Source organism: Lentzea sp. HUAS TT2 (assembly GCF_051853195.1).
Classification (GTDB): Bacteria; Actinomycetota; Actinomycetes; order Mycobacteriales; family Pseudonocardiaceae; genus Lentzea.
In genome coordinates, this window is sequence record NZ_CP196667.1 from 8079919 (window position 1) to 8103222 (window position 23304).

The following is a 23304-nucleotide window of genomic DNA, read 5'->3' on the forward strand; positions in this document are numbered from 1 at the left end:
GCCGCAGTACGGCGAAAGCGCTAGCCCTGCACGGTTCCTCGACTACGCTGCGGCGTAGCGGCCCATAGGTTCGGCCCAACGGGCTCGACCGGCTGTCTCTCGATACCGGTCGATCCCGTTGGGCAGTAGCCCCGCGGCGGCTCCAGGTGGTCGTTCCGTTCAGCTCATGAACATGTAGCTGGGTGGTCCGCAACGTCAGGCCACGCGCCAATGCGATCGAACGGCACGTTGTAGATCACCGGGTGCGTACGCGCGAGACACAGGTACGTGCCACCGTCCTCAATGGACGAGATCTTGCCGTCACCGTCGATGAACCACGAGCCGGTGCCCAACCAATCGGGCATTTTGAGGATGACCTTGTCGGGCACGTTCCCGCCGTGCCGCACGCCGGTGTACGACCAAGCCGAACCGGCCGGGTCACACGTCAGCTCCAGATCGATCACCGGCGTCGTACCGCCGGGAAGGATCAACACGAACCTGTCGCCTTCCTGCGAAGGCTGGACGTCGTCCACCACGTACCGGCTCATCGCGAGACAGTTGAACAGGCCGTTGGTACCTATGTGGATCGCCCTGCTCGGTCGGCCGCCATTGACCGTTTCCACGAGGTAGGTGCGTCCGTCGCTGATCCTGGCGATGTAGGTGTGATCACCGGACGGGCCGTCGAAACGTCCTGCTGCCGGCGGCGGAGGCGGCGGCGACAACGTCCGCATCTGCACAGTCCGGCCCTGGCTCTGCCAAACGCCAGCAGCGGACAGGGCCAGGTCGACCGCGATGAACGCCTTGCCCAGGAACCTCGCGACCAGCCTTGCAGCACTCGCCAGCTTGGACTTGCGCAGATCGTCTCCCGCATACCGTTCCGCGGCCCGCTCGAGAAGGTCGACGAGCGGTTCCGAAAGGCACTCGAGGAGCGCGCCGGCGAAGTCGGCCCCGGCCAGCAGGCCCAGCTCCGCCGAACACGCCACGTACAGCTTGCGGGCTCGGTCGAGATCATCGAGCGGGAGAAGATCAAGTGCCTCGTCGACGACGGAGACGACCTGCTGAGCACTCACCCAGCCAGAAGACCAGCCGATCGCGGCGGCAGCGTCCAGCACAGTGTCGCCACTGCCGACCGCCTTGCGCACGGTCAATTTGCCGTTCGGCGGCAGGAAACCCTGCTCGATCGCGCTGTCCGCGAGCCAATTGCTGAGCACGCCCAGGTCGCCGCGGACGGCGGAGCGGTCAAACGTGCCTCCCTTGGGGACAGCCGGAAACACGACGCCCGACGACAACAGCACGCTGCTCTTGTTCTCAAAGGTCCACTCCCCTGTCTCGCCGCTCATGTCCGCGACGCAGTCAAGCCCGCTCGTCGTGAACCCGGCCGTCCGCGCCCGCACATTCCGCACATCACAGTTGGTGGCCGCGAGCGCCAACGTGCGCGCCATGGCGGTAGCCCACTGCACGGACAGCGCGCGGTCCGAGGTATCGCGAGCGGCGGAATCGGAACAGGCGAAGAGGCCGGTGCGGCCCGGATCGCCGCAACCGCCGGGAAGGTAGGTCGTGAAGGTGCTCAGGGACGACGCGGGCGCGGTCACCACGCGTCCCTCCGGCGTCATCGACTCCGCAGTGCCCTGGTTGAAGGAAGCCGACATGCCCCCGTCGCCGCGGTCGTGCGCCACAACGACATCGTCGATGCCTTCGGAATGGGGCGGCGCGGGCACACGTACCGCGACTTCGGGAGTCCACAGCCCGTGGATGTGGAAATCGGCGCTCGGCAACACACCGAGCTCACCCGGCAGTGGCTTCACCGTTGCCCATGCTCCGGTGTCCCCGGCCACGCGCCCCGGTGGCACGAAGAGGGCGTACTTCGGGTCCTCAGCGGAGACCACAGCGCCGTGCCGTCCGGATGCCCAGCGCCAACTCGTACCGGCGAAGCGGAACGGCGCGGGGGTCACGCACACCGCTCGGTCGTCCACGAGCCGCTTCACCGCGGGTCGCGACACACCGGGCACTCGCGGAGCGACGATCTGCTCCAGGTTCTGCGGAAGTGGACGCGCGGCGATCAGCCGTTCGATCGCAGGCCGGCCGAGGCCGGTGCGCGACGCGATCTGCTCCAGCGCCGCGGACTGCAAGTCCACCGCATCGCTGCCCGTCACGCATGCCAGAGGCGTGGCTGGCGGCAGCTCGGTCGGTGTCGCGCACGCCCGCTCCACCAGCAACGTCTCCTTGGACGGGCCGATACCCGGAACCGAGATCAGGTCGACCGTCCGGTGCCAAGGTCGGCCGCTCACCACGGCCGCGGCCACCGGTCCCGCCAGATGCAGCGCGCGTTCGATCTCGCGCGGGGCCGCGGTGTTCACATCGATCTGCCCGACCTTGCAGTCCCTGACCAGCGGTCGCATCGCCGCGACCGGGTCCGCGACGCCCTGCTGTGGGTTTTGCAGGTCGATGGACGACGTCGCGGGCTGTTGGGCACTCGGCTCCGCCTGGGCCGCCGAAGGGATCACGACGCTCGACGCAACCACGACCACAGCAAGGAAAGTCCGCAACAGCAACGGGGACGATCCACGTCTTCGATTCATTGAAATCACTCCAGCTGCACGCCCAAGCGCAGGAATGGCAGCATTGCCCGCGACATTGGGGTCACCGTGCCCACCGATAGCGGGGCAATTGCGACCCCGCTCCTCATCGGGGTCTGTTCAGACGATCGAAAGCCGCCAACCGGACGTTACCTCGACTTGTTTCGTTCATCCTGATGCCGCAGCGCCATAACTGTTTCAGATAGCAAGATGAGTTCCAGCCAGTGTCTGCACCTCGCACCACAGCACCGCCACTCCCGCCCAAAGAGTCCCCTCCCCTGCGAGGTCCTTCTCCGGTCGACACCCTGAGACGGATTGACCAAGCAACTCTCGCGAAGTTCTTACAACGTTGGAGCTGGCACTCGCGGAGACGTGTTTGATGAGCAGGAGAATAAATTCGTTGCACCCTGGAATTTTCGCCACGACCTGGAATGTCGGAATGATCTTGATGTCGGACTGACCGGCCTCACGCGGCGGGCAGTAGTTCGTGCACGGTCGCCCGGATGGCGGACGAGCGGGAGGCGATCTCGGCCACTGCGTGGTTGTGGGTGAACACCACGACCTGGAGTTCATCCGCGAGTTCGGCGAGGACCTCCAGACCGACCGGCGTTCGACGGTCGTCGAAGGTCATGACGATGTCGTTGAGCATCAGCGGCATGCCACGGTGGCGTGTGGTGTAGCCCTTCAGGGTGGCGAGGCGCAGGGCCAGGTACAGCTGGTCGACGCGGCGTGGCGAGCCGTGGAACGGGTGCGCGAGCAGAACAGGGATGTCACTGTCGTCGTAGGTGGCCTCAAGACGCGGGGACTCCTGCATCGGCAGGGTGGCGAACAACATCTCGGCGTGGTGCAACACAGAGTCCTGATGCTCGGCGCGGTAGCGCTCCATCTCCCCGCGGAGCAGGTGTTCTGCCTCGTGCACGCGCAGATACTCCTCTGCGAACCCCTCCGCTGCGGCACGGCGTTCCGCGGCGTCCTGAGCCGCCTCGACGGCCACCGGTGCCTTGGTATCGTAGGCGTGCCGCTCAGCATTGCGGGTGACCAGAAGCGGCGTCGCTTGGTCCTTGCACTGTTGCCGCGAGTTGATCTCACTGTCCAAATTCGACAAGGTGAGCTCGATCTCGGCGAGGTCCTTGTCTCCGATCATGCCTTCGAGCGCTTCGGTCTCCATGCCTGAGCTGGAGAGGTCCCGCGCACTGATCCAGCTGCTTGGCCAGATCGTGTGCCGCTCGAAAATTCATCGCTGCAGCTCAAGCGGCGTACCTGTACTCGTTGATCACCCCACCGAGGATCCGCGTGCGAAGTGGTTGGCAGCCTGTGGGGTGCCAAAACATGGCTCAACGTGCCTGACCTGCGGGATCACGCTGCTGCAGGTTCATACTCGTTGATCAAGCCACCAAGCACTCGCCGACGACGTACGGATCTACAGTCTGGATCTCCGGTCGGGCGATCGGGTCGTGGTGGAGAGTGGTGTAGTGCCCGGTGTGGTCGCCGCTGGTTGTAGTGGGAGACATAGCGGTTCAACACTGAGTTGAGGTGACGCTCGTTGATGATGAGCAGCCGGTCGGTGAGTTCTCGTCTGACAGTGCCGACAAACCGTTCGGCGTAGCAGTTCGCCCGCGGACATCGCGGTGGGATCTTCACGACGTCGATGTCGGCGTCAGCGAGAACGGAATCGAACGATGCTGTGAACTGGCCAGCTCTGTCTCGGACCATGAATCGAAAGTCGCTGGCCCGATCGCCGAGGCTCATAGAGAGGTTGCGAGCCTGCTGGGTTGTCCAGCGTCCGTCAGGGTTGGTGGTGGTGCCAAGGATATGGACGTAGCGGGTGCCGACCTCCATCACGAAGAACACGTACACCCGCTTCAAAGTGACCGCGCAGTCGACATGGAAGAAGTCGCACGCCAGCATGGTCTCCGCATGAGCACGCAGAAACCGCCGCCACGACGTGTCGGAGTCTCGAGTCGGCGAAGGCGGAATCCGAAGCCGCTTCAGCACACGACGAACAGTCGACGCGGCCGTCCGGTGACCAAGCTTGAGCAGCTCACCTTGGATACGGCGGTAACCCCAGCCGGCGTTCTCCCGCGCCATACGCTCGATCAACGCCACGACGGTCTCATCGACCCGCGGTCGACCAACGCCGCCAGCGAGACCGAGAAGATCATCTACATGGCCCGCAGCATGCATGGTGCCACAGGCCACATCGCAGCAGAGCCTGCCGAGTCAGCGAGGCTGCGTGCAACTGATGGACGGCGGCGTCCTGGTAGCAGACGAACAGCAGGCCGACGTCCTCCTGGCCGACCGCGTCTTGGTGACCAGACCACGTGGTCGATCAAGCACCTGAACTACGGCGACGGCGACCCCGCCGAGCGGATCACCAAGCCGTGAGAGCGGCACGCACGAGTTCGGCGTCAGGGTGGTTGAGCTGCTCGTAGATCTCCAGTGCCAGCATCCACACCTGCTCGGTGCACACCGCGTCGCCTGCGCTGCGGTGCGCGCCGCCGAGACGGGTGAGGGTGCCTGCCTCGTAGAACCGGTTACCGAGCTGCCGCCACAGCACGAGCGCGTGCTCGTAGTGGGTGATCGCTTCCTGGTGGCGGCCGAGGCGGTGCAGGGCGAACGCGTAGCTGTCCACCGCGCTTGCCTCGCCCTGAGGATCCGGAAAGGACAGTTGGCGGAACAGCCGGATCGCCTCGCTGCTGTGTTCGAGCGCGTCCTCGTACCTGCCGAGTTCGGCCTGGCACCTGGCGAGGGTGTGCAGCGCCCTGGCTTCACCGTTCTTGTTGCCCGCCTGCCGGAACTGCTTGGTCGCGACCTCGCCGTGGGTCAGCGCTTCCTCGTATCTCCTGGTGCTCTGGTACAGCATGCTCATGCCGCGGTGCGTCCTGGCCTGGTGGTCGACATCGCCCAGTGACTCGGAGATGTGCAGAGCACGGCTGTAGTGCTCTTCAGCCTCTTGGTGGTCGCCGACCAGCGTGAGTCCCCGCCCGAGGTAGCGCAGTGTTCTGCTCTGTGCCTGTTGATCGTTGTGTTCGGCCGCCGACGACAGCGCGGCGATCAGCACGCGGATCTCGTCCTGCCAGTGGCCGCGTCGTTCGAAGTACGTCACCAGGCTCCACGGCAGCAGCCACGCGTGGCGGCGGAACCCTTGCGCTCGCGCCTGACCGACCGCCGCCAGCAGCACGGCGTGCTCCACGGTGAACCAGCCGAGGGCTTCCTGATAGGTCGCCGCCGTCGCGACCACGACACCGGGCGCCGGTGGTGGCAGGTCGACCGAGTCGCGATAGGCGTACAGACACCGTTCGGCCGTCCAGCTGGAATGCAGGTAGTGGTCGAGCATCCGGCTCACGGCCGCGGTGCGGCTCGCGTGGTCGTCGGCGTCGGCCAGCTCGGCGGCGTACATGCGCAGCAGATCGTGCATGCGGAACCGATGAGGCACACGCTCTTCGACGAGATGCGCGGCGGCGAGCCGGCCGAGCCGCCTGCGGCATTCGGGCAGTGACACCCCGAAGAGGCTCGCGGCGGCCAGATCGCCGATGTCGGGGCCGACGAACAGGCCGAGCAGCCGGAACGCGGTCTGGTCGGCGGAAGGCATTGCTCGGTACGACCACGAGAACACCGCGCGCAGATCCAGGTCGGTGTCGCCTAGGTCGAGCGCGTCCAGGCGCCCGTTCTCGTCCTCGAGCTCCTCGACCAGCTCGGCGAGCCGTGCGCCCGGCCGGTTGGCGACCCGCGCGGCCGCGATGCTCAACGCCAGCGGCAGGCGAGCGCACCTGCCGACGAGCACTATGGCGTTCTCGGGCTCTTCCGCGACACGTTCTCGGCCGGCGCGTCGTTCCAGCAGCGCGACGGCGTCGGCGCGGTTGAGCAGTCCGAGCGACAGTGAATGAGCGCCTTCCCGTGCGCCGAGACTGTCCAACCGGTTCCTGCTGGTGACGAGTGCGACGCAGCTGGAACTGCCCGGCAGCAGCGGCCGCACGTGCTCGGTGTCCCGGGCGTTGTCCAGCACGACCAGCAGGCGGCGTTCGTGCAGCAGGCTGCGGTACAGGCCCGCTTTCGCGTCCAGACCGGTCGGCACGGCCTCGGGAGCGACGCCCAGCGAGGTGAGGAAGCTGTACAGCGCCTGCGAGCAGGTCATCGGCTCCTGGGAACCGAACCCGCGCAGGTCGACGTAGAGCTGGCCGTCGGGGAAGCGGTGCTGGGCGAGGTGCGCCCAGCTAAGCGCAAGCGCGGTCTTGCCGATGCCGGCGGCTCCGCTGACAGCCGCGATCGTGACCGCGTCCGGCCGCGCGGTCATGTGCTCGTCCAGCCATTTCAATTCTTCATCGCGACCGACGAACGCGGACGGGTGTGCGGGCAGCTGGGACGGAATGACCCGTGACGTTCCCCGATCGATCAGGTTGATGTCACCGTGGACGACGCGGGCCTGCACGACCGATCCGCTCACAGTGCCGGACGCCTCGTTGTGCGCGTTGCCTTCGCGATGGCCTCGCGGTGGCCCGTCGTCCATCGCACCATTGTCCCGCACGTCTTTCGCGGAACCACCCGCCAGCCGGGTGCGCCGGTCTGGTGCTCACCAGGCCGCGAGGGCGATGACCACGGCCAGCCCGAGCAGGTCGGCCGAGAGTGAGGCGACCGCGGCGAGCCAGCCCGTCAGGAGCGGCCCACCCGCGTCGCCCTGTGGGGTACCAAACATGACTCAAAGAGCCTGACCTGCGGATCAAGCGGCTGCAGGTTCGTACTCGTTGATCAAGCCGCCGAGCACGTTGTGCGTGCCGAAAACTACATCCATGCTGGTCAAGGCACATGCGATACTCGTGGATGACTCAGTCGAGAAGATCATGTCGATCTTTGATGCGGCGTTCGATCTGAGCGGGTTCGCCAGGCTGAGGCCGGCTCCGCAGGGATGCCGCGTCAGCGAGCGATCGGCGGGCTCGGTGCTCGCTGTAGTACCGCTCGTACTCACCCAGCGCCTAGCGCAGATGGGCCTGATTCCAGATAAGCGGGCGGTTGAAGAGGTCGCCGCGAAAGTTCTTGCTCCAGTCGATACAGATCGGCCCGAAAGATTGATTAGTGTCGACTGGCCCTCTATACTGAGTTCGAGCTATCCAATAGCACATGAACACACGAACTGCGCAAGCTTGCTACGTATGGGAACTCAAGTCCTCCCTCGGACACGGAATTACCCCACGGGAGCGATTTTCCCTGTGGGGTAATTGCTTTATATGGGCACTTCCGGTGCCCCCGATCCCCAATCCAGCGCTAACGCCGCTTTTGTTGCAGGTAGAGCTCGCGCGGGATTTCGACTGGTCAGCCATGGCCTTAATTCCAGATCAGACCCTACGCATGTAATTGCTAGCTGTAGATCGTGGAGTTGTGCTGCCAGATCGGACTCCGGATTGCGCCCGCGCTCAGCGATCAGCCTCGGGAGCGCTTGAAGCACGACGTCCTCGCGAACGTAGGTATTGGCCGGTGCGTCCGGAGGCCGAGTCGACGCGCTGTTGAAGCCGTGCCGACACCGGTAGGCAGGCCTTGTGCGTGCCGAAAACTACATCCGCGCAGGTTAAGCGGCATGGCGATACTCATGGATGACTCCGCCGAGACGGTCCTGCCGCTCTACGTTGAGATGTTCGATCTGGCCGGGTTGAAGATGCTGGGGTGGATCTCGCAGGGGTGCTGCGGCAGCGAGTGACCGGTGGGTTCGGTGCTCGTTGTTGTGCCGCTCGTACTCGCGCAGCACGTGCCGTAGGTGGGTATGGTTCCAGATCAGCGTGCGGTCCAGCAGTTCGGCACCAGCCGCTGCTACACAACGTCACCATCAGTTACGCGGAAAGCCTCAATGCGCTTTCTACTGCGCGACCACGACAGCAAATACGGCGAAGCATTCGACACCGCTTCGAAACCGGCAAGATGCGCGTGATCAAGAGCGCGCCGCAAGCACCCCGGACGAACACCCACTGCGAACGCGTCATCAGCACCATCCTGCGCGAGGTGCTCGACCACATCCTCATCACCGGAGAAGCCCACGCGTCGAGTCCTTGCCGCCTACGAAATCCACTACAACATGCACCGACTGCATCAGGCCCGCAGCCAGCTACCATCCGAAGCTCAAGAGCAACCGGCCACCGTGCATGGCTTCAAGACCCGCAAGCTGCTACGCACCCGGATCCTCGGCGGGCTCATCAACGAGTACAGATACGCCGTCCAGCTGTTCGGGGAAGCCGAGGGTGCGGAGGGCCTTGCCGTCTTCGAAGAGCCAGCGCAGGACGCGAAGGTACAGCTCTGAGTCCAGCGATTTGGGTCCGCAGATGACGTCGGGGGCGTCGAGCGGTGGGATCGGCGGGTGGAGAGCGTCGGCTGGAGGCTCGATGACTTCCAGGAGCCGGGCAGAGGTTTCGCGGGCCGCCTTCACGTCCTTGCGCTTGCCCGACAGCGGCCATGCGTCGGGGTCGCGGAGTTCGACTGTGAGCCGGAGTTCGCGGACCAGTGCGTCTACGAGGCTTGTCATCTCGGCGAGGGTCGAGTCGAACTCCACGCGGGTGTCGCGGGCGATCACCTCGGCGTACTGCGCCTCGGCGGCGTCTTCGCGTCCGGCGGTTCTCGCCCCTTGCGGCGCGAAGCGCGTGATACCCCGTCCACGCGTTGAGGGAGGACAGCAGGGCGCGAACGTCGAAGGCGATGACCTCGGCGTTGGTCTGCAGGTACTCGCGGTGGGCGCGTGCGTCGGTCCGGCCGATCTGCTTGACGTGAGCGCGGACGTTTCCCTGGTAGAGCTCGAGTTGCTTCTGCAGCAGCGCTCCGCTGCCCGCAATGTTGTCCCACAACGACGCTGGGACCGACTCGATCTCTCTGGCCTGGTCGACCGCGCGATCGACGACGGCGACGAGTCCCGTCAGTTCGGCCCACTGATCCTTGCGGACGGTGGTGAGGACCTGGTTCGTCACCGCGAGGTTGGTCCTGACGAGGCCCGAGACCTCGTTCAGCATCATCTGCAACGCGACCATGGCCAGTGCCGGACCGACCGAGGCCGCGATCGACGCCTTGCTCGCCGCAGTCACTGGGACCAAGCGTGCCTGGTGCACGATGCGGCCTGAACTCATAACAGTTCCGAGGTTCGCGCCGTCCTTGACGGCGAGCGTCGCGCCGCTCCTCAGCAGGGCCTGTGTGGTGTGGCCGAGCCTGTAGAGCCCCTGGACGCTGGCGAACGCGTTTCCGAGGTGCCGGCCACGGTCGCCGTGTTCCCGATCGAGGCGAGGATCGCTGAGATCTGTTGCGGTCGGCGGCCGGCACGATCCCGAAGTCGATCAGGTCGGGCTTCAGGTCCGGCGGGACCTCACCGGCGACAACAGCCACCCCTGGGAGCACCTCCACCAGGAGCGTCGACGTCGAGTCATCCTCAACGGGGCGAGTCGGCGGTATCTGTCCGACCACTCTCCTCGGGCTCGGCGATCTCCATCGAGTCCGAAGGGTCCTGCATGCGATCGTCTCCCCACCAGCGCGCAACGGCCGGGCCTCGTCGGCGTTGACCGCAGGGGTCTACGGCTCCATGCCTTGGGGACAGCCCGAGTCCACCGGGATTGAGCAACCGGTGGTGGCGAGCTCACTCCCAGGGGTTGCTGCCGGCCACCGTGGTGGGGGTCGTGTCGGTGACAGCGTGGGCGGTCGTGGCGCCGAGGGTGGTCAGGGCCGCGAGGACGAGGGTGGCGGCGGCGATTTTGGCGATGACGGTGCGGGTCATTTGGGGCTCTCCTAAGTTGCTTTCTCCGGCGATGAGGCAAACGTTATGAGGCTCGATAATCTCGGAGCTATCACGTGGTTTATCCCAGCGCTATCACCGTGACAATGGTGACATCAGGCAGGCCCTGAACTGGGAAGATGTGGGATTGCGCCGGTGTTTTACAGTCGGGATATACGCGGGGATGTCAGCGTGATAGCGGGGGTGCAGACGATTGGCACAACAAAATCACCCCTGTGAAAGAGGATGCCGAGATGGCCATTCCGCCCGCCTTGGACCCCGGACTTCCGCCCTTCGCCCGGCTGTTGCGCAGGCACCGCAGCCGGGTCGGGTTGACGCAGCGGGAGCTGGCCGATCTGTCGACGGTGAGCGTGCGGGCCATCCGGGATCTGGAGCAGGGGCGGGCGTTGCGGCCACGGCCGGACACCGTGCGGTTGATCGCCGAAGGGTTGCGGCTGGGCAGCCGGGCTCGGCACGACCTGGAGGTGGCCGCTGACCCTGACCGGCGCGCCGAGGTCGACTCGGCCGCCGCCGTGCCGCCCACCTCGTTGGCCGCGCAGGTGGGGCGTGACCTCGAGACCGGTGCGCTGGCGGCTGAGCTGGCTGACGGGTGTCGGCTCGCTACCGTCGTGGGGTTGCCCGGCGTGGGGAAGACGCGGTTCGCGGCGGCGGTGGCCGGGGTGGTGCACGCCAGGATGCCGGTGCTGTGGGCGGGGCCGGACGGCACGCCGCTGCGGGACCCGCGCCTGGCCGAGTTGGTGACGGCGTGGTCTACGACTGTGCGCACGGGTGGACGGGTGGACGACGACCTCGCCGAGGTGGTCGGCGCTCGGTCCGCGCTGGTGGTTCTCGACGGGGTCGACGGGCCGGTCTGCGGGGACAGCGTGCTGCGCCTGCTCGCCGACTGCCCCGGGGTGCGGGTGCTGATCACCGCGCCGGCGCCGCTCGGACTCGCCGGGGAACGGGTGTTCCTCCTCTCGGGCCTGGAGCCCGCCGACAGTGCCCGGCTGTTGCTCGCCGACCACGGTGGCGCGGCGGACCCGGTGGACGTCGATCGCCTGTGCCGTGCCCTCGACGGACTGCCCGCGGCGCTCGCCGCCGTCGGTTCGTGGCTGTCGGTCTACCCGTTGCCGGAACTGGCCGCGACCGACCCGACCTGCCTGCTCGACGACACCCTGTTGCGCGCCCTGGCCGGCGCCGCCGAGCCCTACCGCCGGATCCTGGAGAACCTCCCGCCGCGCTTCGGCCCGTCGGCCGACACCGGCCGCCTGCTGCGCGATCTCCTCCAACGCGGCCTGGTGCGGCCCGTCGAGACCGAGACCGGCCGCAGCTTCACCGTCTCCCCTCTGATCCGCTCGGTGCTGGCGGCCACGCCGCCGACGCCCTGACACGCCCCCGGTCTGCCTCCGCGACTGCCGAGGACGCCGCCTTCCTCGTGGTGGACTGGTCTTCGGCGCCGAGCACGGGAGCGTGACCATGGCCCACATGACCGACAACGGTCCGATAGGCGTCGCAACGGCATCCCCTGTGCACGCCTTTTTCGTTCCCTCCGGCCCGGAGGTCCTCAGCGTGTGGCCACCCACCCCGCACGCCCGCCGGGCGGCGGCGTGGGCCCTGCGGACGCTGGGGTACAACCACCTGGGCGGCCTGGTCTGCCTGATCGCCCCCACCTCCGACGCCCGCGCGGAGTGCCTGGCCACCGCACTGGCCGTCGCCGACGCGGCAGCCGGCGGGCACCGGCCACCGGGACCACTCCCGGACCTGGCCGTCCGCCTGCGCGCCGACCCGGTCCACCTGTGCGGCCTTCGTGCCGCCGCGGGGCTCGACTGAGCCAGGAACACCACGTGCCCGCACCGGACATCGGTGCGGGCACGTGGTGTTCCCAGGACACAGAGGACGTCAGCTATCCCTGCGCCACCAACGGTCTGCCGGCGGGGACCGACCAGCCGTCCGGGGACCACAGGTCCTCAGTGGACAAAGCGGCCGGGTCGTACTTGCCCAGTGCGCTGATGAGGAGACGCAGTTCCAGGATCATCGCCTCCACCAGGCGGGTCAGGCCCGAAGCGGGGTTCTCGTCGACCGCCAGCAGGGCCGCCCGGCCGAGGCCCGTGGCGGTGGCCCCGGCCGCCAGGCACTTCACGGCGCGCAGCCCCTCCCAGACCCGGCCCGACACCAGGAGACAGCCACGCGGGGAACCGATGCGGCGCAGGCATTCTGCGAGTGGGAGGCCGACGCCCGCCAGCGACGCCGTGGGGGCCCAACCGCTGCCACCCTCGGCACCGTCCACGGTGACCGCGTCCGCGCCCGCCTGCCACGCCACGTCCGCCGCCGCGGCGACGTCGCGTCCCGGCGGAAGCTTCACCCACACCCGCGCACGCGGATAGTTGTTGCGCATCAGGCGGACCTGCTGCCGGAGGATCTCCTCGGTGAACGTCCCAGGGCTGGCGCAGCGCAGCACCCGGTCCCCCGCGGGGTCGATCAGCGTTTCCAGGGCGAACTGGTCGGCCAGCCGGTCCGCCTGGGCGCGATCGACGACGGTCAGGCCGCCGATCCCGGGTTTCGCGCCCTGACCGACCTTGAGCTCGAAGCCCAGCCGTCCCGACTCCAGCAGGGAACGCGTCGCCGGGTCGCTGTAGACGCGGTTCCAGACCTCGGCGTCGGCGTCCTCCGTGCTCTGCTGCACCACGACGCCGCCCACCCCGTCCGGGACGTGGCCGGCGTAGGCGGAGATCCTGGCCAGCAGGGACCGTTCGCCGGTGTAGCCGTCGACCGGGACGACGTTCTCGCCGACGACCATCGGTATGCCGAGGGCTCCCGCCTGGGCGGCGGCGGCACGGCCCAGGTCGGTGCCCACGGCACGGGTCGACCCGAAGGCGGACAGGTACAGCGGTAGCCGTGCGGCGAAACCGCCGACGGTGGTCTCCAGGTCGACGTCGCCGTGCAACGGTTCGCGGGCCAGATCGATGAGCTTCTCCAGGCGCCGCGGCATGAACACCGGCGGCACCAGGCGAACGGCGTCGAGGGCGTCGCCCGGCGAAGAGCCCTCCGGCTCGCCCAGCAGGGCGCGGCCGTAGTCGGTTAGCGGGGGGAACGCCGCCGCCGCACCGGTGCGGGCCCGCTCCCGGACGGCCTGTTCCGGGAAGGTGTCCGCGCGCAGCGCGGTCACGGGGACACCACGCCGGGGATCTTCGGGAAGGCGCTCGCCTGCCAGACCGCGTCCAGCCCGCACAGGTAGCGGACCAGCCGCTCCAGGCCGATGCCGAAGCCCGCGCTGGACGGGACGCCCTCGCGCACCATCTTCAGGTACCAGGCGTACTTGGCCGGGTTCTCGCCGGTTTCGCGCATCCTGGCGATGATGGCGGCGTACTCGTGTTCGCGTTCGCTGCCGCTGCACAGCTCGCCGAAGCCCTCGGGGGCCAGCAGGTCGAAGTTGAGCAGGTGGCCGGGGTCGGCCGGGTTCTCGCGGTCGTAGAAGCCGCGGGAGCCCTTGGGGTAGTCGGTGAGGAAGAACGGCCTGCTGGCCTTGGACGACAGGACCGCCTCCCCGACCCAGTCGATCTCGGCGTCGGGGTTCTGGGCGTGCCCCGTGTCGTGCAGGTCGGCGACCGCGGCGGCGTGGGTGCGTCGCTCGAAGGCGCGGCCGGACAGCAGGTCCGCGAAGGCGTCCGGGTCGCGGCCCAGGACTTCCAGCTCGGCGGCGCAGCGCTCGACGACCCGGCGCACGACGTGCACGACGAGGTTCTCGGCCACCCGCGTGGCGTCGTCGCGAGAGGCGCCGGCGACCTCGACGTCGATCTGGTGGAACTCGGCGAGGTGCCTGCTGGTCGAGCTGGTCTCGAGCGGCTCCAGACGCACGTTGGGGGCGATGCAGAAGATGCGGTCGAAGGCAGTCAGCGACGCCTGCTTGTAGAGGATCGCGCTGGTCATCAGTTTGTAGCGGTGGCCGTAGTAGTCGACGTCGACCTGCTTGGCCCCGCGCGCGCCGGGGTCGGTGACCGGGCCGATGACCGGGGGAAGCATCTCGGTGAAACCCTGCCCGCCCAGGTGTTCGCGCACGGCGTCGAGCACGCGGTGCTGCACGCGCAGCACCGCGCGGGTGGCCGGTGAGGTCAGATGGGCGCGCGGGTCCGCCGGCGCCGGGGTGGTGGTCTCCATCGTGGTCACTCCTTGGGGACGGGGGCGGGGGGTTTCAGCCTCGGTCGAAGGTGCGCTCGACGTGGGTGAGCGAGCGCAGCAGTTCGTCAGCGGTGGGTGTGGCGGCGGGGACGGCACGGTCCGCGGGCAACGGCAGGGCACCGAGGCGCGACCACTGCAGCCGCCCGTCGCCGTCGACGAACGCCCGCGTGCGGCCGGCGTTGTCCTGGTGCAGGCAGTAGGGCACGTCGAGGTAGCCGCGCTCGACCGCGCGGACCAGGGCGATGCCGACGTCGGGCGCGAGGTCCAGCACGGCCTCCACGAGCGCGCGGGCCTCGGCGAGCACGCCGGTGTCCTCGACCACGCCGCCCGGCTCGGCACGCGCCGCCGCTGCCCCGGCGGCCACCAGCGCGGCGACGTTCTCGGCGACGGTGGGGATGCGGTGCGCCTCCGCCGTCGTCTTGACGATCAGCCTCTCCGCGCCGGTGCGCACGGCCAGCTCCGCAGAACGTTCCAACAGGGCGGTCGCGCCGCGCGGGGTGCGCGGGAACACGCCCATGTACGTGTAGAGCACGACATGCCAGTCCACATCGGACAGATGTTCGGCGGCGAGGGCGCGCAGTGCCGCCACGGCCTCGGCGTCCTGGTCCTGGTCGGTCTGCTGGGCGTAGCTCAACGACATGCTGTCCACGCCGTGCTGGCGGAAGAACAGGCCCTCCAGCACGCTGATCGCCACCAGCAGGCTCGGCGGGCACAGCTGGCCCATCATGCAACCGCCGAAGGACTCGAGGTGCGGCCGGGCGCCGCGCTCGCGGGCGTCGGACAGCAGCAGGCAGGACTCGGCCCACGCGCGCACCGACTCGGCGACCGGGACCCTGCTGTAGGGCAGGCAGTACGACAGCGGCCCGCCCTCCGTCGCATCCAGACCGGCGGCCAGTAGAGCCGCGACGATCTTCTGCGGGCACGCCGAGCCGTGGCGCACCTGCACCGGGAAGTCCGGTCCGTGCAGGCCGTTCAGCACAGACTGGGTCGTCTCGGGCGAGTGGGTCGCGATGGGATAGCCGTTGAGGTCGGCGCCGGCGGCCAACGCCTTGCGCACGGCGACGTGGTCCCCCACGCGCGTGAAGCTGTCCACGGTGATCGTGCCCGCTGCCCGCACCCCGGCCCCGTGCACCGCGGCGAGACCTGCCCGCATCTTCGCCGGGCCGGGCACGCCCATCCTGGGCTGCACGACCAGTTCGCCCGCGACGGCGGCACGGGCGACGAAGTCGCCGAACGAGCCACCGGTCACGACCGCACTCCCGCGGCGAGCCGGTCGACGTAGCCGCGGAACGACGTGATCGCGTCGGCGTCCTCGAACACCGCGTCGAACCCGGCGGCCAGCAGCTCCTGCGTGTGGCCGCCACTGCCGTCGACGCCGAGCTTGCCTCCGATGACGACCGGGGTGCTCGCCAGCCGTGCGCGCAGCGGTCCGATGACGCGCCTGGCGTCCTGGAACCCATGGCCGTTCACGCTGCTGAGCACGACGAGGTCCGGTGCCACCTGTCCGCACCGGGACGTGAGCAGTCCGTCGGGGATGCACGCACCCAGGTTGGTCACGCGGTGGCCCATCTCCTCCAGCACCAGCTGCAGGTAGACGAGGTTCCAGGTGTGCGCGTCGGAGGCGAGCCCGGAGACCACGATGTCGAGGCGGGCTGCGTCCGGCCGGGCGGCGTCCAACTCCATGGGGCGAGCTCCCTGTGTCGCGGGGTGGTTCCCTGCCCCGAAACTAGAAGCCCCGCCCCGCGCCGCCAGGCAGCGGCGACGGCAGCCGTCCGGCAGTTGGCGCTATAGGGACGGCGGATCGAAGTAGTAGAAGCGCCGGCTGCACAGCAGCAGTCCCTCGTCCGACAGGGTCACGACGTCGGCGAACTCGGACGGGGTGCCGCTCTCCGCCTCCGGAGGCGGGGTGTAGCGGCCCACGACGACCACGGTGTCCTTGCAGGCCACGACTTTGTGGATGTGGTGCCGCCCCCGCAGGGCGGGAATGGCGTTCAGCAGCCGGACGGTGTCCTCCCGGCCGTGTCCCGGTGGCGCGTCGTGGCGTTTGAGCTGCATGTCCGGGTGCAGAAGCGAGGCGTAGCCGTCCAGATCCCCCATGTCGAGGTAGTCGTAGGAGAGGCGGACGTGGTCGACGCCTGCGGCGGAGCTCATGGCGGTTCTCCTCACGCGATGAACGACAACCGTCCCGCCGCCGGGCAACCTGCCGATATCTCCACGCTATCGCCGGGTTGTACTTCTTCGTGACCGTCTGATTACCTCGGGGTGTCTCAGACCTCGAAGGGTGGCCGCATGTCTCCAGGGAGGTTCCGGGTTCTCGGCCCGGTGGAGGTCGACGGTCCCGGAAGCGCGGCGCGGATCCCGCCCGGCAGGCAGCAGATGATCCTCGGGCTGCTGCTCGTGGAGGCCAACCGGATGGTGAGCACCGAGACGCTGGTCGACGCCCTGTGGGAGGAGAACCCTCCGGACACCGCCCGCACGCAGGTGCAGATCTGCGTCTCGCGGCTGCGCCGCACCCTGGCAGGGGCGGGCATGTCCGCGGTCATCGACACCCGTCCGCCGGGCTACGAGCTGCGGCTCAACGGGGACACGCTGGACCTCGCCGACTTCCTCGCCCGCACCACCGAGGCCCGCGTGCTGGTCAAGGAGGGCCGCACCGCCGAGGCGGCCGCGCTGCTGCGGGAGGCCTCGGCGCTGTGGAGCGGGCCGTGCCTGGGCGGGGCCCCCAACCGGTCGCTGCGCACCCGTGCGCTGCGGCTGGACGAGGAACGGCTCACCTGCGTCGAGGACCACCTGGAACTGGAGCTGGAACTGGGCCAGCACCACCAGCTCGTCGGGGAGGTCACGCGCCTGGTCCACGAGCACCCGTTGCGGGAGCGTCCGCGCGCCCTGCTGATGGTGGCGCTGCACCGCTCCGGCAGGCAGGCCGAGGCCCTCGACGTCTACCGCACCGGTCGTACTCTGCTGATCGACGAGCTGGGTCTGGAGCCGGGGGAACGGTTGCGCGGCCTGGAAGCGGCGATCCTCGCCGGCGAGATCCCGGCCCAGCCCCGTATCGGCACCGCGGCGCCCGCACCGCAGAGCGCCGACACCACACGACCGGTTCGGCCACGGCAGCTGCCCGCCGACACCGCCGACTTCGTCGCCGACGAGGAGATGTTGCGCGGCGCGGAGTCCGTGCTCGTCGGGAGCACCGCGCGCACGGCCGTGGGGGTCGTGGTGATCACGGGGCGGCCCGGCGTCGGCAAGAGCACGGTGGCCGCCCACCTCGCGCACCGGGTGGCGCAGGAGCACTTCCCCGACGGGCAGCTCTACTGCGACCTGCACGGCACCGACCAACCGTCCGCTGTGGACGATGTGCTGGGCCGTTTCCTGCTGGCACTGGGAATTCCAGGGCATGTGATCCCCGACGGCCTCGACGCCAGGCTGGAGATGTACCGGACGCTGCTGGCCGACCGGCGGGTGCTGGTCGTGCTGGACGACGCGGCCTCGGAGGGACAGGTCCTGCCGCTGCTGCCGGGCAGCAGCACGTGTGCGGTGGTGGTGACCAGCCGGTCGCGGCTGACCGGTCTCCCCGGTGCCCGCCAGGTCGAGCTGGACGTCCTCGACGCCGGGCAGTCGCTGCGGTTGCTCGGCCTGGTCGTCGGAGAGGATCGGGTGGCTCGCGAGCCCGAGGCCGCCGCGGCGCTGGTGCGCACCGTCGGCGGACTGCCGCTGGCGCTGCGGATCATCGCCGCCCGCCTGGCCGCCCGGCCGCACTGGACGCTCGCGTCGATGGTGCAACGGCTCGCCAGCGAGCGGCACCGGCTCGACGAGCTCGCCCACGGCGAGCTGACCATCCGCGCCAGCCTCTCGCTCACCCACGACGGCCTCGACCGCCGGTCCCGGTTGCTGTTCGGGCTGCTGAGCCTGGCCGAAGGGCCCGCCGTGCCCGGCTGGGTCGCGGGCGCGGTCCTCGACGACGACCGGCCTTTCCCGTCGGACCTGCTCGAACCGCTGGTGGACGTGCAGGTGCTCGACGTGGTCTCGGTCGAGCCGACCGGCGAGTTCCGCTACCGCTACCAAGACGTCCTGCGCCTGTTCGCCAGGGAGAAGGCCGCGCAGGAGATCCCCGCCGACGATCGCGCCGCCGCGGTGTCCCGACTGCTCGGCGGGTGGCTCGCGCTGGCCGAGCAGGCGCATCGGGACATCTACGGCGGTGACTACACCGTGCTGCACGGAACCGCGCCGCGCTGGCGGCCCCCGTCCGTCCTCGCCGACCCCCTGGAGTGGATGGACGGTGAACTCGCGAACCTGTGCGCGGCCGTCCAGCAGGCGGGAGCCGCCGGCCTGGACGAGCTGTGCTGGGACCTCGCGGTCACCTCCGTCACCCTGTTCGAGTCGCGCGGCTACCTCGACGACTGGGAACGAACCCACGCCGTGGCGCTGAAAGCCGTGCGCGCGGCGGGCAACACCCGCGGCATCGCGGCGGTGCTGAGCTCGCTGGGCACCCTGCACATCAACCGCGGCCACCTCGACGCGTCCCGTGCCGTGCTGCTCCCGGCCGCGGAGCTGTTCGAGGACCTGGGCGACACCCACGGCCTGGCCCTGTGCCACCGCGACCTCGCCCTGATCGCCCGCAACACCGGCGACGACACCACCGCGCTCGGCCTGTACGACCGCTCCCTCTCAGGCTTCACCGAGGTCGGCGACATCGTGGGCCGCGCGATCGTCCTCACCCAGCGCGCCTTCATCCTGGCCAGGAACGGCGGGGCCGACCAGGCCCGCACCGACCTCGCCGAGGCGATGGCGGTGCACGAGTCCGTCGGCTACACCGGAGGCGCCGCCCGCACGCTCAGCCGCATCGGCCAGGTCCAGGCCATGGCGGGCGAACACACCGCCGCCACCACGACCATGCGCCGCGTCCTCGACATGGTCCGCGAAGCCCGCGACGTCATCGGCGAGGGCCAGCTCCTGCGCAACCTGGGCCAGGTGAGCACCGCCGCCGGTCGCTACGCCGAAGCCCGCGGCTACTTCGAGCAGGCCCTCTCCATCCGCGAACGAATACTCGACCACACCGCCGCGACGTCGATCCGCGCCGAACTGGCCGTCCTGGCCGCACGGGAGACCGATCCTCACGCCCTGGTGCCGACGGGCTGACCAGCCGGCCGGAGGGAGGTCGACAGGACGGCGACCTCCCCCACCCGATCACACCCCGGCGGGGACGGGCTCCAGCGCCGGGATGAACCTGGGCAGCGACCGCCACACCTCCTCGGTGTAGAAGTGCCCGCCCGGCAGCTCCGCGTGCCGGTACTCGCCGCCCGCCAGCGCTCGCCACTGCGCCGCCGTGTCCGCGACGATCACGTCGTCGTCGGCCCCCGTCAGCACCTGCAGCGGCACACCGACCCTCGTCCCGTCCGTGTAGGCGAACGTGTCGCGGACGCGGATGTCGGCCCGCATGAGCTCCAGCGCCATCTCCCGCAGCTCCTCGTTGTCGAGGACGTAGTCCGCGAGCAGCCCGTTGACCGTCATCCACGACAGCAGCCCGGCGTCGGTGTCGCTCTGCGCGGGGAACATGTCGCGTGGCGTCAGTCCGCGGCTCGGCGCGTTGGCCGACGACACCACCAGGGCGTCCGGACGGCGCCCGCCCGCCTTCTCGATCCTGGCGGCGACGTCGAACGCCATCCACCCGCCCATGCTGTGTCCAAAAAGGACGTATGGTCGGGTCGCCGCCGCGAGCACGGCCTGCGTGGCGTCGGCCGCCAGCGTCTGCCAGTCCTCGGCGTGGTCCTCCAGGAACCGCCCGTCCCGCCCCGGGTAGCAGATCGCGGCAAGCTCCACGTCCGCCGGCAGGACGTCGGCCCAGGGCAGGTACGGCCCCGCGCCGCCACCGCAGAACCCGAGGCACACCAACGACCTCGTGGCCTCCGGTTTGCGGCGGGGGCGGACCACCACGTTGTCGATGTTGTCCACTGTTCCTCCTAGACGCGCAGGGACTCGACGTGCCGGGCCAGGTCGGTCAGGCGGGGGTGGCGGTAGACGTCCTTCGTGGACATCTTGAGGCCGAAGGTCTTCTTCACCTTCGACACCACCCGCAGCGCGACCAGGGAGTGGCCGCCGAGGGCGAAGAAGTCGTCGTCGGCGTTCACCGAGTCACGGCCGAGGACCTCGGCCCACACGTGGGCGATGAACTGCTCGAACTCACCCTCCGGTGCGGTGCCGGCCGCGGCGGGCGGCGCGGGCAGGGCGGCGGTGTCGAGCTTGCCGCCGGGGGTCAGCGGCAGCGCGGCGACCTCGACGAACGCGGCCGGGACCATGACCTCCGGCAGGGACGCCGCGGCGTGCTCGCGCAGCCCGGACGCGCCCGGCAGGCCCGAGGGCACGTAGTAGGCGACGGGCTGGCCGGCCAGGTCGTCGCGGACGACGACGGCGGCTGCGGCGACGGCAGGAGAGGACCGCACGACGGTCTCGATCTCGCCCAGCTCCACGCGGTGGCCGCGGATCTTCACCTGGCGGTCGGCGCGGCCGTGGAACTCGAGCAGGCCGTCCGCGGTGCGGCGCACCAGATCGCCGGTGCGGTACATGCGCGCGCCCGGTTCGCCGGAGGGGTCCGGCAGGAAGCGGGCGCCGGTCAGGCCGGAGCGGCCGAGGTAGCCGTGGGTGACACGAGGGCCGGCGACGTACAGCTCGCCGATCTCACCGTCGGGGACCTCGCGCAGCGCGGTGTCGAGAACCAGGAGTCTGTTGCCGGGCAGCGGGTTGCCGATGCTCGGGTGGTCGCCCTCGACGACGGCGACCGTCGCGTCGACGGTGCACTCGGTCGGGCCGTAGAGGTTGAACGCCTCCACGGTGCCGGCGGCGGCCAGCTCCCGCCACACCGGCACGCTGATCGGCTCGCCACCGATGAACAGGCGCAGCCGCCTGCCGTCGGGGCGTCCGGGCAGCAGGTGCTCGCGCAGCATCTCCCAGTGCGTGGGCGTCATGTCCACATCGGACACACCACACTCGTCGAGCCACGCGGCCAGCTTGGCGGGTTCGGTGCGGTGCGCGTCCTCCAGGACGACGATCGTGTCGCCGCGGCAGACGCGGGCCCACTGCTGCACGGACGCGTCGAAGGACGCGCTGGCGTTCCAGGCCACGACACGGGGCTCGGCCGCGTACACGGCCATCTCCTCCAGTCCGTCCACAAGGGACGCGACGCCACCGCGGGTGGCCTGCACTCCCTTGGGCAGACCGGTGGAGCCGGACGTGTAGATCACGTAGGCGGCGTCGTCGGCCGACACGGCGACGTCGGTGTGCGCGCCGTCGTGAGCCCCGGCCAGGTCGTCCGGCGTCACGGTCGTGCGCACGGCGGCGTCGGTGGTCATGTGGTCCAGGCGGTCGGCGGGGTAGGCCGGGTCGAGCGGCACGTACGCCGCGCCGGCCCGCCACACCGCGAGCAGCGCGACGAGAAGTCCGCTGCCACGCGGCACGCTCACGCCCACGCGGTCGCCGCGGACCACTCCGCGCTCGGCGAGCACGGCGGCCAGCGCGGCCGTGCGGGCTTCCAGTTCGGCGAAGGTCAGCGCGTCCTCGGTGTCGCGCACGGCGACCCGTTCGGGCGCGGCCCGCACGACGTCGTGGAAACGGGACACCAGGTCCTGGCCCGTCATCGGTCCTCTCCGCTCATCGGGGTCGCCGACGGGGCGACGGTGGGCGCGCAGTCCAGCACGGAGACCGGCTCGCCCATGGCGACGACGATCTTGCGGTCGCCGCGGAACGGGTCCCGGCCGTGCGTGGACAGGATGTTGTCGACGAGGAGCAGGCCACCGCGCTCCCAGCGGCGGCGGGTGGTGGCGGCCTCGTAGGCGGCCTGGATGGTGGCGAGCTCCTCGCGGCTGAGCGCGGTGCCGTCGCCGAACGCGGTGTTGAACGGCAGGTCCTCGACGCCGAACTCGTCGACCAGCGCGTCGCGCAGCTCCTCGTCCAGCGCCCACTCGTTCCAGAACGCCATGTGGTTGAACCACACCTCGGCGCCGGTCACCGGGTGCGTGATGATCCCGGGACGCAGCTGGGTGGTGCGCAGGTGGCCGTCGGACTGCCACTGGCAGGACACCAGGTTCTCCGCGCCGTACTCCTCGACCTCGTCCTTTGTGGACGCGGCGAACGCGGTCTGCCACGACGTGGAGATGTGCTCGGAATAGCTGCGGTTGAGCAGCCAGCCGACCTTGCGCATCTTCGCCACCAGCTCCGCCGGCAGCGACGCGAGCACCTTGCGGCAGTCTGCCACCGGGGTCGCGCCTCCCTCCGGCGGAGCGATCAGGCAGGCGAACATGAGCAGACCGGGGAACGTGAGGGTGTAGCTGTTCTCGTTGTGCATGTGGATCGGCTGCGCGGCGGGCAGGTCGGTGGAGGAGAACACACCGTTGCCGAAGTCGCTGCGCGGCGTGGCCTTCTCCCGGTACGGGGTGCGCTCGGGCATGAGCGTGTCGCGCACGAGGCCGAAGTCGTCGACGTCGTGCACGGGCAGGCCTCGCACGTACACCGCGGCGTGCTCGTGCAACAGGCCGCGCAGGGCGTCGGCGTTGGCCCGCAACCACTCCGTGGCCTGCTCGATCGAGTGCACGTTCTCGGCGTCGACGGTGGCGGGCGCGCCGGGCTCGAACGTGCACACCAACGGCGTCGTACCTGACAAAGCGGTGGGGCTCATCGCACTTTCCTCTCTGCTGGCGTGGTGCCGACGCTAGGCACGCGGCGTTCCCCAGTGCGGCAGGCGGTGCGGCAGCTGCTGGGGCAGGTGCGGGCTTCCCCCAAGGTGCCGCTCGACCTGCCGATCCGGCCACCGGCGCGCGCCTAGCTTTCGACTCGAACGTCCACCGCGCACAC

21 protein-coding genes are annotated in these 23304 nt (G+C 69.5%); 5 read left to right on the forward strand and 16 right to left on the reverse strand.

Translation table 11 applies throughout. From position 1 onward, the window contains the following. Positions 1-164 precede the first annotated feature (164 nt). The 7 genes from ACSHWB_RS38545 to ACSHWB_RS38575 form a co-directional block, all read right to left on the reverse strand. Complete coding sequence (locus ACSHWB_RS38545) at positions 165-2507, reverse strand: hypothetical protein (RefSeq protein ID WP_439658250.1); 2343 nt, start codon at positions 2505-2507, stop codon at positions 165-167. 514 nt (positions 2508-3021) lie between these two features. Continuing rightward, a complete protein-coding gene (locus ACSHWB_RS38550; RefSeq protein WP_439658251.1) occupies positions 3022-3723 on the reverse strand; it encodes an ATP-binding protein in 702 nt (233 codons plus the stop codon). A 188-nt stretch (positions 3724-3911) separates the two neighbouring features. Then, positions 3912-4661, reverse strand: coding sequence for an integrase core domain-containing protein (locus tag ACSHWB_RS38555; RefSeq protein ID WP_439658252.1), 750 nt, complete (start codon positions 4659-4661; stop codon positions 3912-3914). Between the two features lie 265 nt (positions 4662-4926). Then, on the reverse strand, positions 4927-7062 hold the full coding sequence (locus tag ACSHWB_RS38560) for an ATP-binding protein (protein WP_439658253.1): 2136 nt from the start codon (positions 7060-7062) through the stop codon (positions 4927-4929). A gap of 63 nt (positions 7063-7125) precedes the next feature. Then, a complete protein-coding gene (locus tag ACSHWB_RS38565) occupies positions 7126-7248 on the reverse strand; it encodes a hypothetical protein (protein ID WP_439658254.1) in 123 nt (40 codons plus the stop codon). Between the two features lie 1106 nt (positions 7249-8354). Further along, a complete protein-coding gene (locus tag ACSHWB_RS38570; RefSeq protein ID WP_439658255.1) occupies positions 8355-8579 on the reverse strand; it encodes a hypothetical protein in 225 nt (74 codons plus the stop codon). Between the two features lie 127 nt (positions 8580-8706). Beyond that, a complete protein-coding gene (locus tag ACSHWB_RS38575; RefSeq protein ID WP_439658256.1) occupies positions 8707-9108 on the reverse strand; it encodes a hypothetical protein in 402 nt (133 codons plus the stop codon). On the opposite strand from ACSHWB_RS38575, the gene ACSHWB_RS38580 reads away from it, so the two are divergent. Next, positions 9092-9646, forward strand: a complete 555-nt coding sequence (locus ACSHWB_RS38580; RefSeq protein WP_439658257.1) for a hypothetical protein — start codon at positions 9092-9094, stop codon at positions 9644-9646. The genes ACSHWB_RS38575 and ACSHWB_RS38580 overlap by 17 nt on opposite strands. Positions 9647-10152: 506 nt before the next feature. Here ACSHWB_RS38580 and ACSHWB_RS38585 read toward each other — a convergent pair. Continuing rightward, positions 10153-10290: a hypothetical protein gene (locus tag ACSHWB_RS38585; protein WP_319973820.1), complete on the reverse strand. Its 138-nt coding sequence runs from the start codon at positions 10288-10290 to the stop codon at positions 10153-10155. 251 nt (positions 10291-10541) lie between these two features. Between ACSHWB_RS38585 and ACSHWB_RS38590 the strand changes: the two genes are divergently transcribed. Further along, on the forward strand, positions 10542-11675 hold the full coding sequence (locus ACSHWB_RS38590) for a helix-turn-helix domain-containing protein (protein ID WP_439658258.1): 1134 nt from the start codon (positions 10542-10544) through the stop codon (positions 11673-11675). A 181-nt stretch (positions 11676-11856) separates the two neighbouring features. Beyond that, on the forward strand, positions 11857-12117 hold the full coding sequence (locus ACSHWB_RS38595; protein ID WP_319973822.1) for a hypothetical protein: 261 nt from the start codon (positions 11857-11859) through the stop codon (positions 12115-12117). Between the two features lie 73 nt (positions 12118-12190). On the opposite strand, the gene ACSHWB_RS38600 is transcribed toward ACSHWB_RS38595, so the two are convergent. The 5 genes from ACSHWB_RS38600 to ACSHWB_RS38620 form a co-directional block, all read right to left on the reverse strand. After that, positions 12191-13453 (reverse strand): glutamate synthase-related protein, encoded by a 1263-nt coding sequence (locus tag ACSHWB_RS38600; RefSeq protein ID WP_319973823.1) that lies wholly within the window; start codon positions 13451-13453, stop codon positions 12191-12193. Continuing rightward, positions 13450-14442, reverse strand: coding sequence for an asparagine synthetase A (locus ACSHWB_RS38605; protein WP_439658259.1), 993 nt, complete (start codon positions 14440-14442; stop codon positions 13450-13452). The genes ACSHWB_RS38600 and ACSHWB_RS38605 overlap by 4 nt, the downstream gene beginning before the upstream one ends. A 34-nt stretch (positions 14443-14476) precedes the next feature. Beyond that, positions 14477-15712 (reverse strand): methylaspartate mutase, encoded by a 1236-nt coding sequence (locus ACSHWB_RS38610; RefSeq protein WP_439658260.1) that lies wholly within the window; start codon positions 15710-15712, stop codon positions 14477-14479. Then, positions 15709-16146 carry a cobalamin B12-binding domain-containing protein gene (locus ACSHWB_RS38615; protein ID WP_439658261.1) on the reverse strand — a complete coding sequence of 146 codons (438 nt, stop codon included), beginning with the start codon at positions 16144-16146 and terminating at the stop codon, positions 15709-15711. The genes ACSHWB_RS38610 and ACSHWB_RS38615 overlap by 4 nt, the downstream gene beginning before the upstream one ends. A gap of 102 nt (positions 16147-16248) precedes the next feature. Beyond that, positions 16249-16614: a nuclear transport factor 2 family protein gene (locus tag ACSHWB_RS38620; protein ID WP_402908911.1), complete on the reverse strand. Its 366-nt coding sequence runs from the start codon at positions 16612-16614 to the stop codon at positions 16249-16251. 138 nt (positions 16615-16752) lie between these two features. Here ACSHWB_RS38620 and ACSHWB_RS38625 point away from each other — a divergent pair, with 138 nt between their 5' ends. After that, positions 16753-19599, forward strand: a complete 2847-nt coding sequence (locus ACSHWB_RS38625; protein ID WP_439658262.1) for an AfsR/SARP family transcriptional regulator — start codon at positions 16753-16755, stop codon at positions 19597-19599. A gap of 48 nt (positions 19600-19647) precedes the next feature. Here the strand turns inward: ACSHWB_RS38625 and ACSHWB_RS38630 are convergent, their stop codons facing one another. Genes ACSHWB_RS38630 through ACSHWB_RS38640 form a run of 3 tightly spaced genes read right to left on the reverse strand, consistent with a single transcriptional unit; the run spans position 19648 to position 23128 of the window. Further along, on the reverse strand, positions 19648-20412 hold the full coding sequence (locus ACSHWB_RS38630) for a thioesterase II family protein (RefSeq protein WP_439658263.1): 765 nt from the start codon (positions 20410-20412) through the stop codon (positions 19648-19650). A gap of 8 nt (positions 20413-20420) precedes the next feature. Beyond that, entirely contained in the window at positions 20421-22091 is a 1671-nt protein-coding gene (locus tag ACSHWB_RS38635; protein ID WP_439658264.1) for a non-ribosomal peptide synthetase, read from the reverse strand. Next, complete coding sequence (locus tag ACSHWB_RS38640; RefSeq protein WP_439658265.1) at positions 22088-23128, reverse strand: TauD/TfdA family dioxygenase; 1041 nt, start codon at positions 23126-23128, stop codon at positions 22088-22090. Before ACSHWB_RS38640 ends, ACSHWB_RS38635 begins: the two co-directional genes overlap by 4 nt. 21 nt (positions 23129-23149) lie before the next feature. On the opposite strand from ACSHWB_RS38640, the gene ACSHWB_RS38645 reads away from it, so the two are divergent. Next, positions 23150-23275, forward strand: a complete 126-nt coding sequence (locus ACSHWB_RS38645; RefSeq protein ID WP_439658266.1) for a hypothetical protein — start codon at positions 23150-23152, stop codon at positions 23273-23275. The last annotated feature ends 29 nt before the right edge of the window (positions 23276-23304 follow it).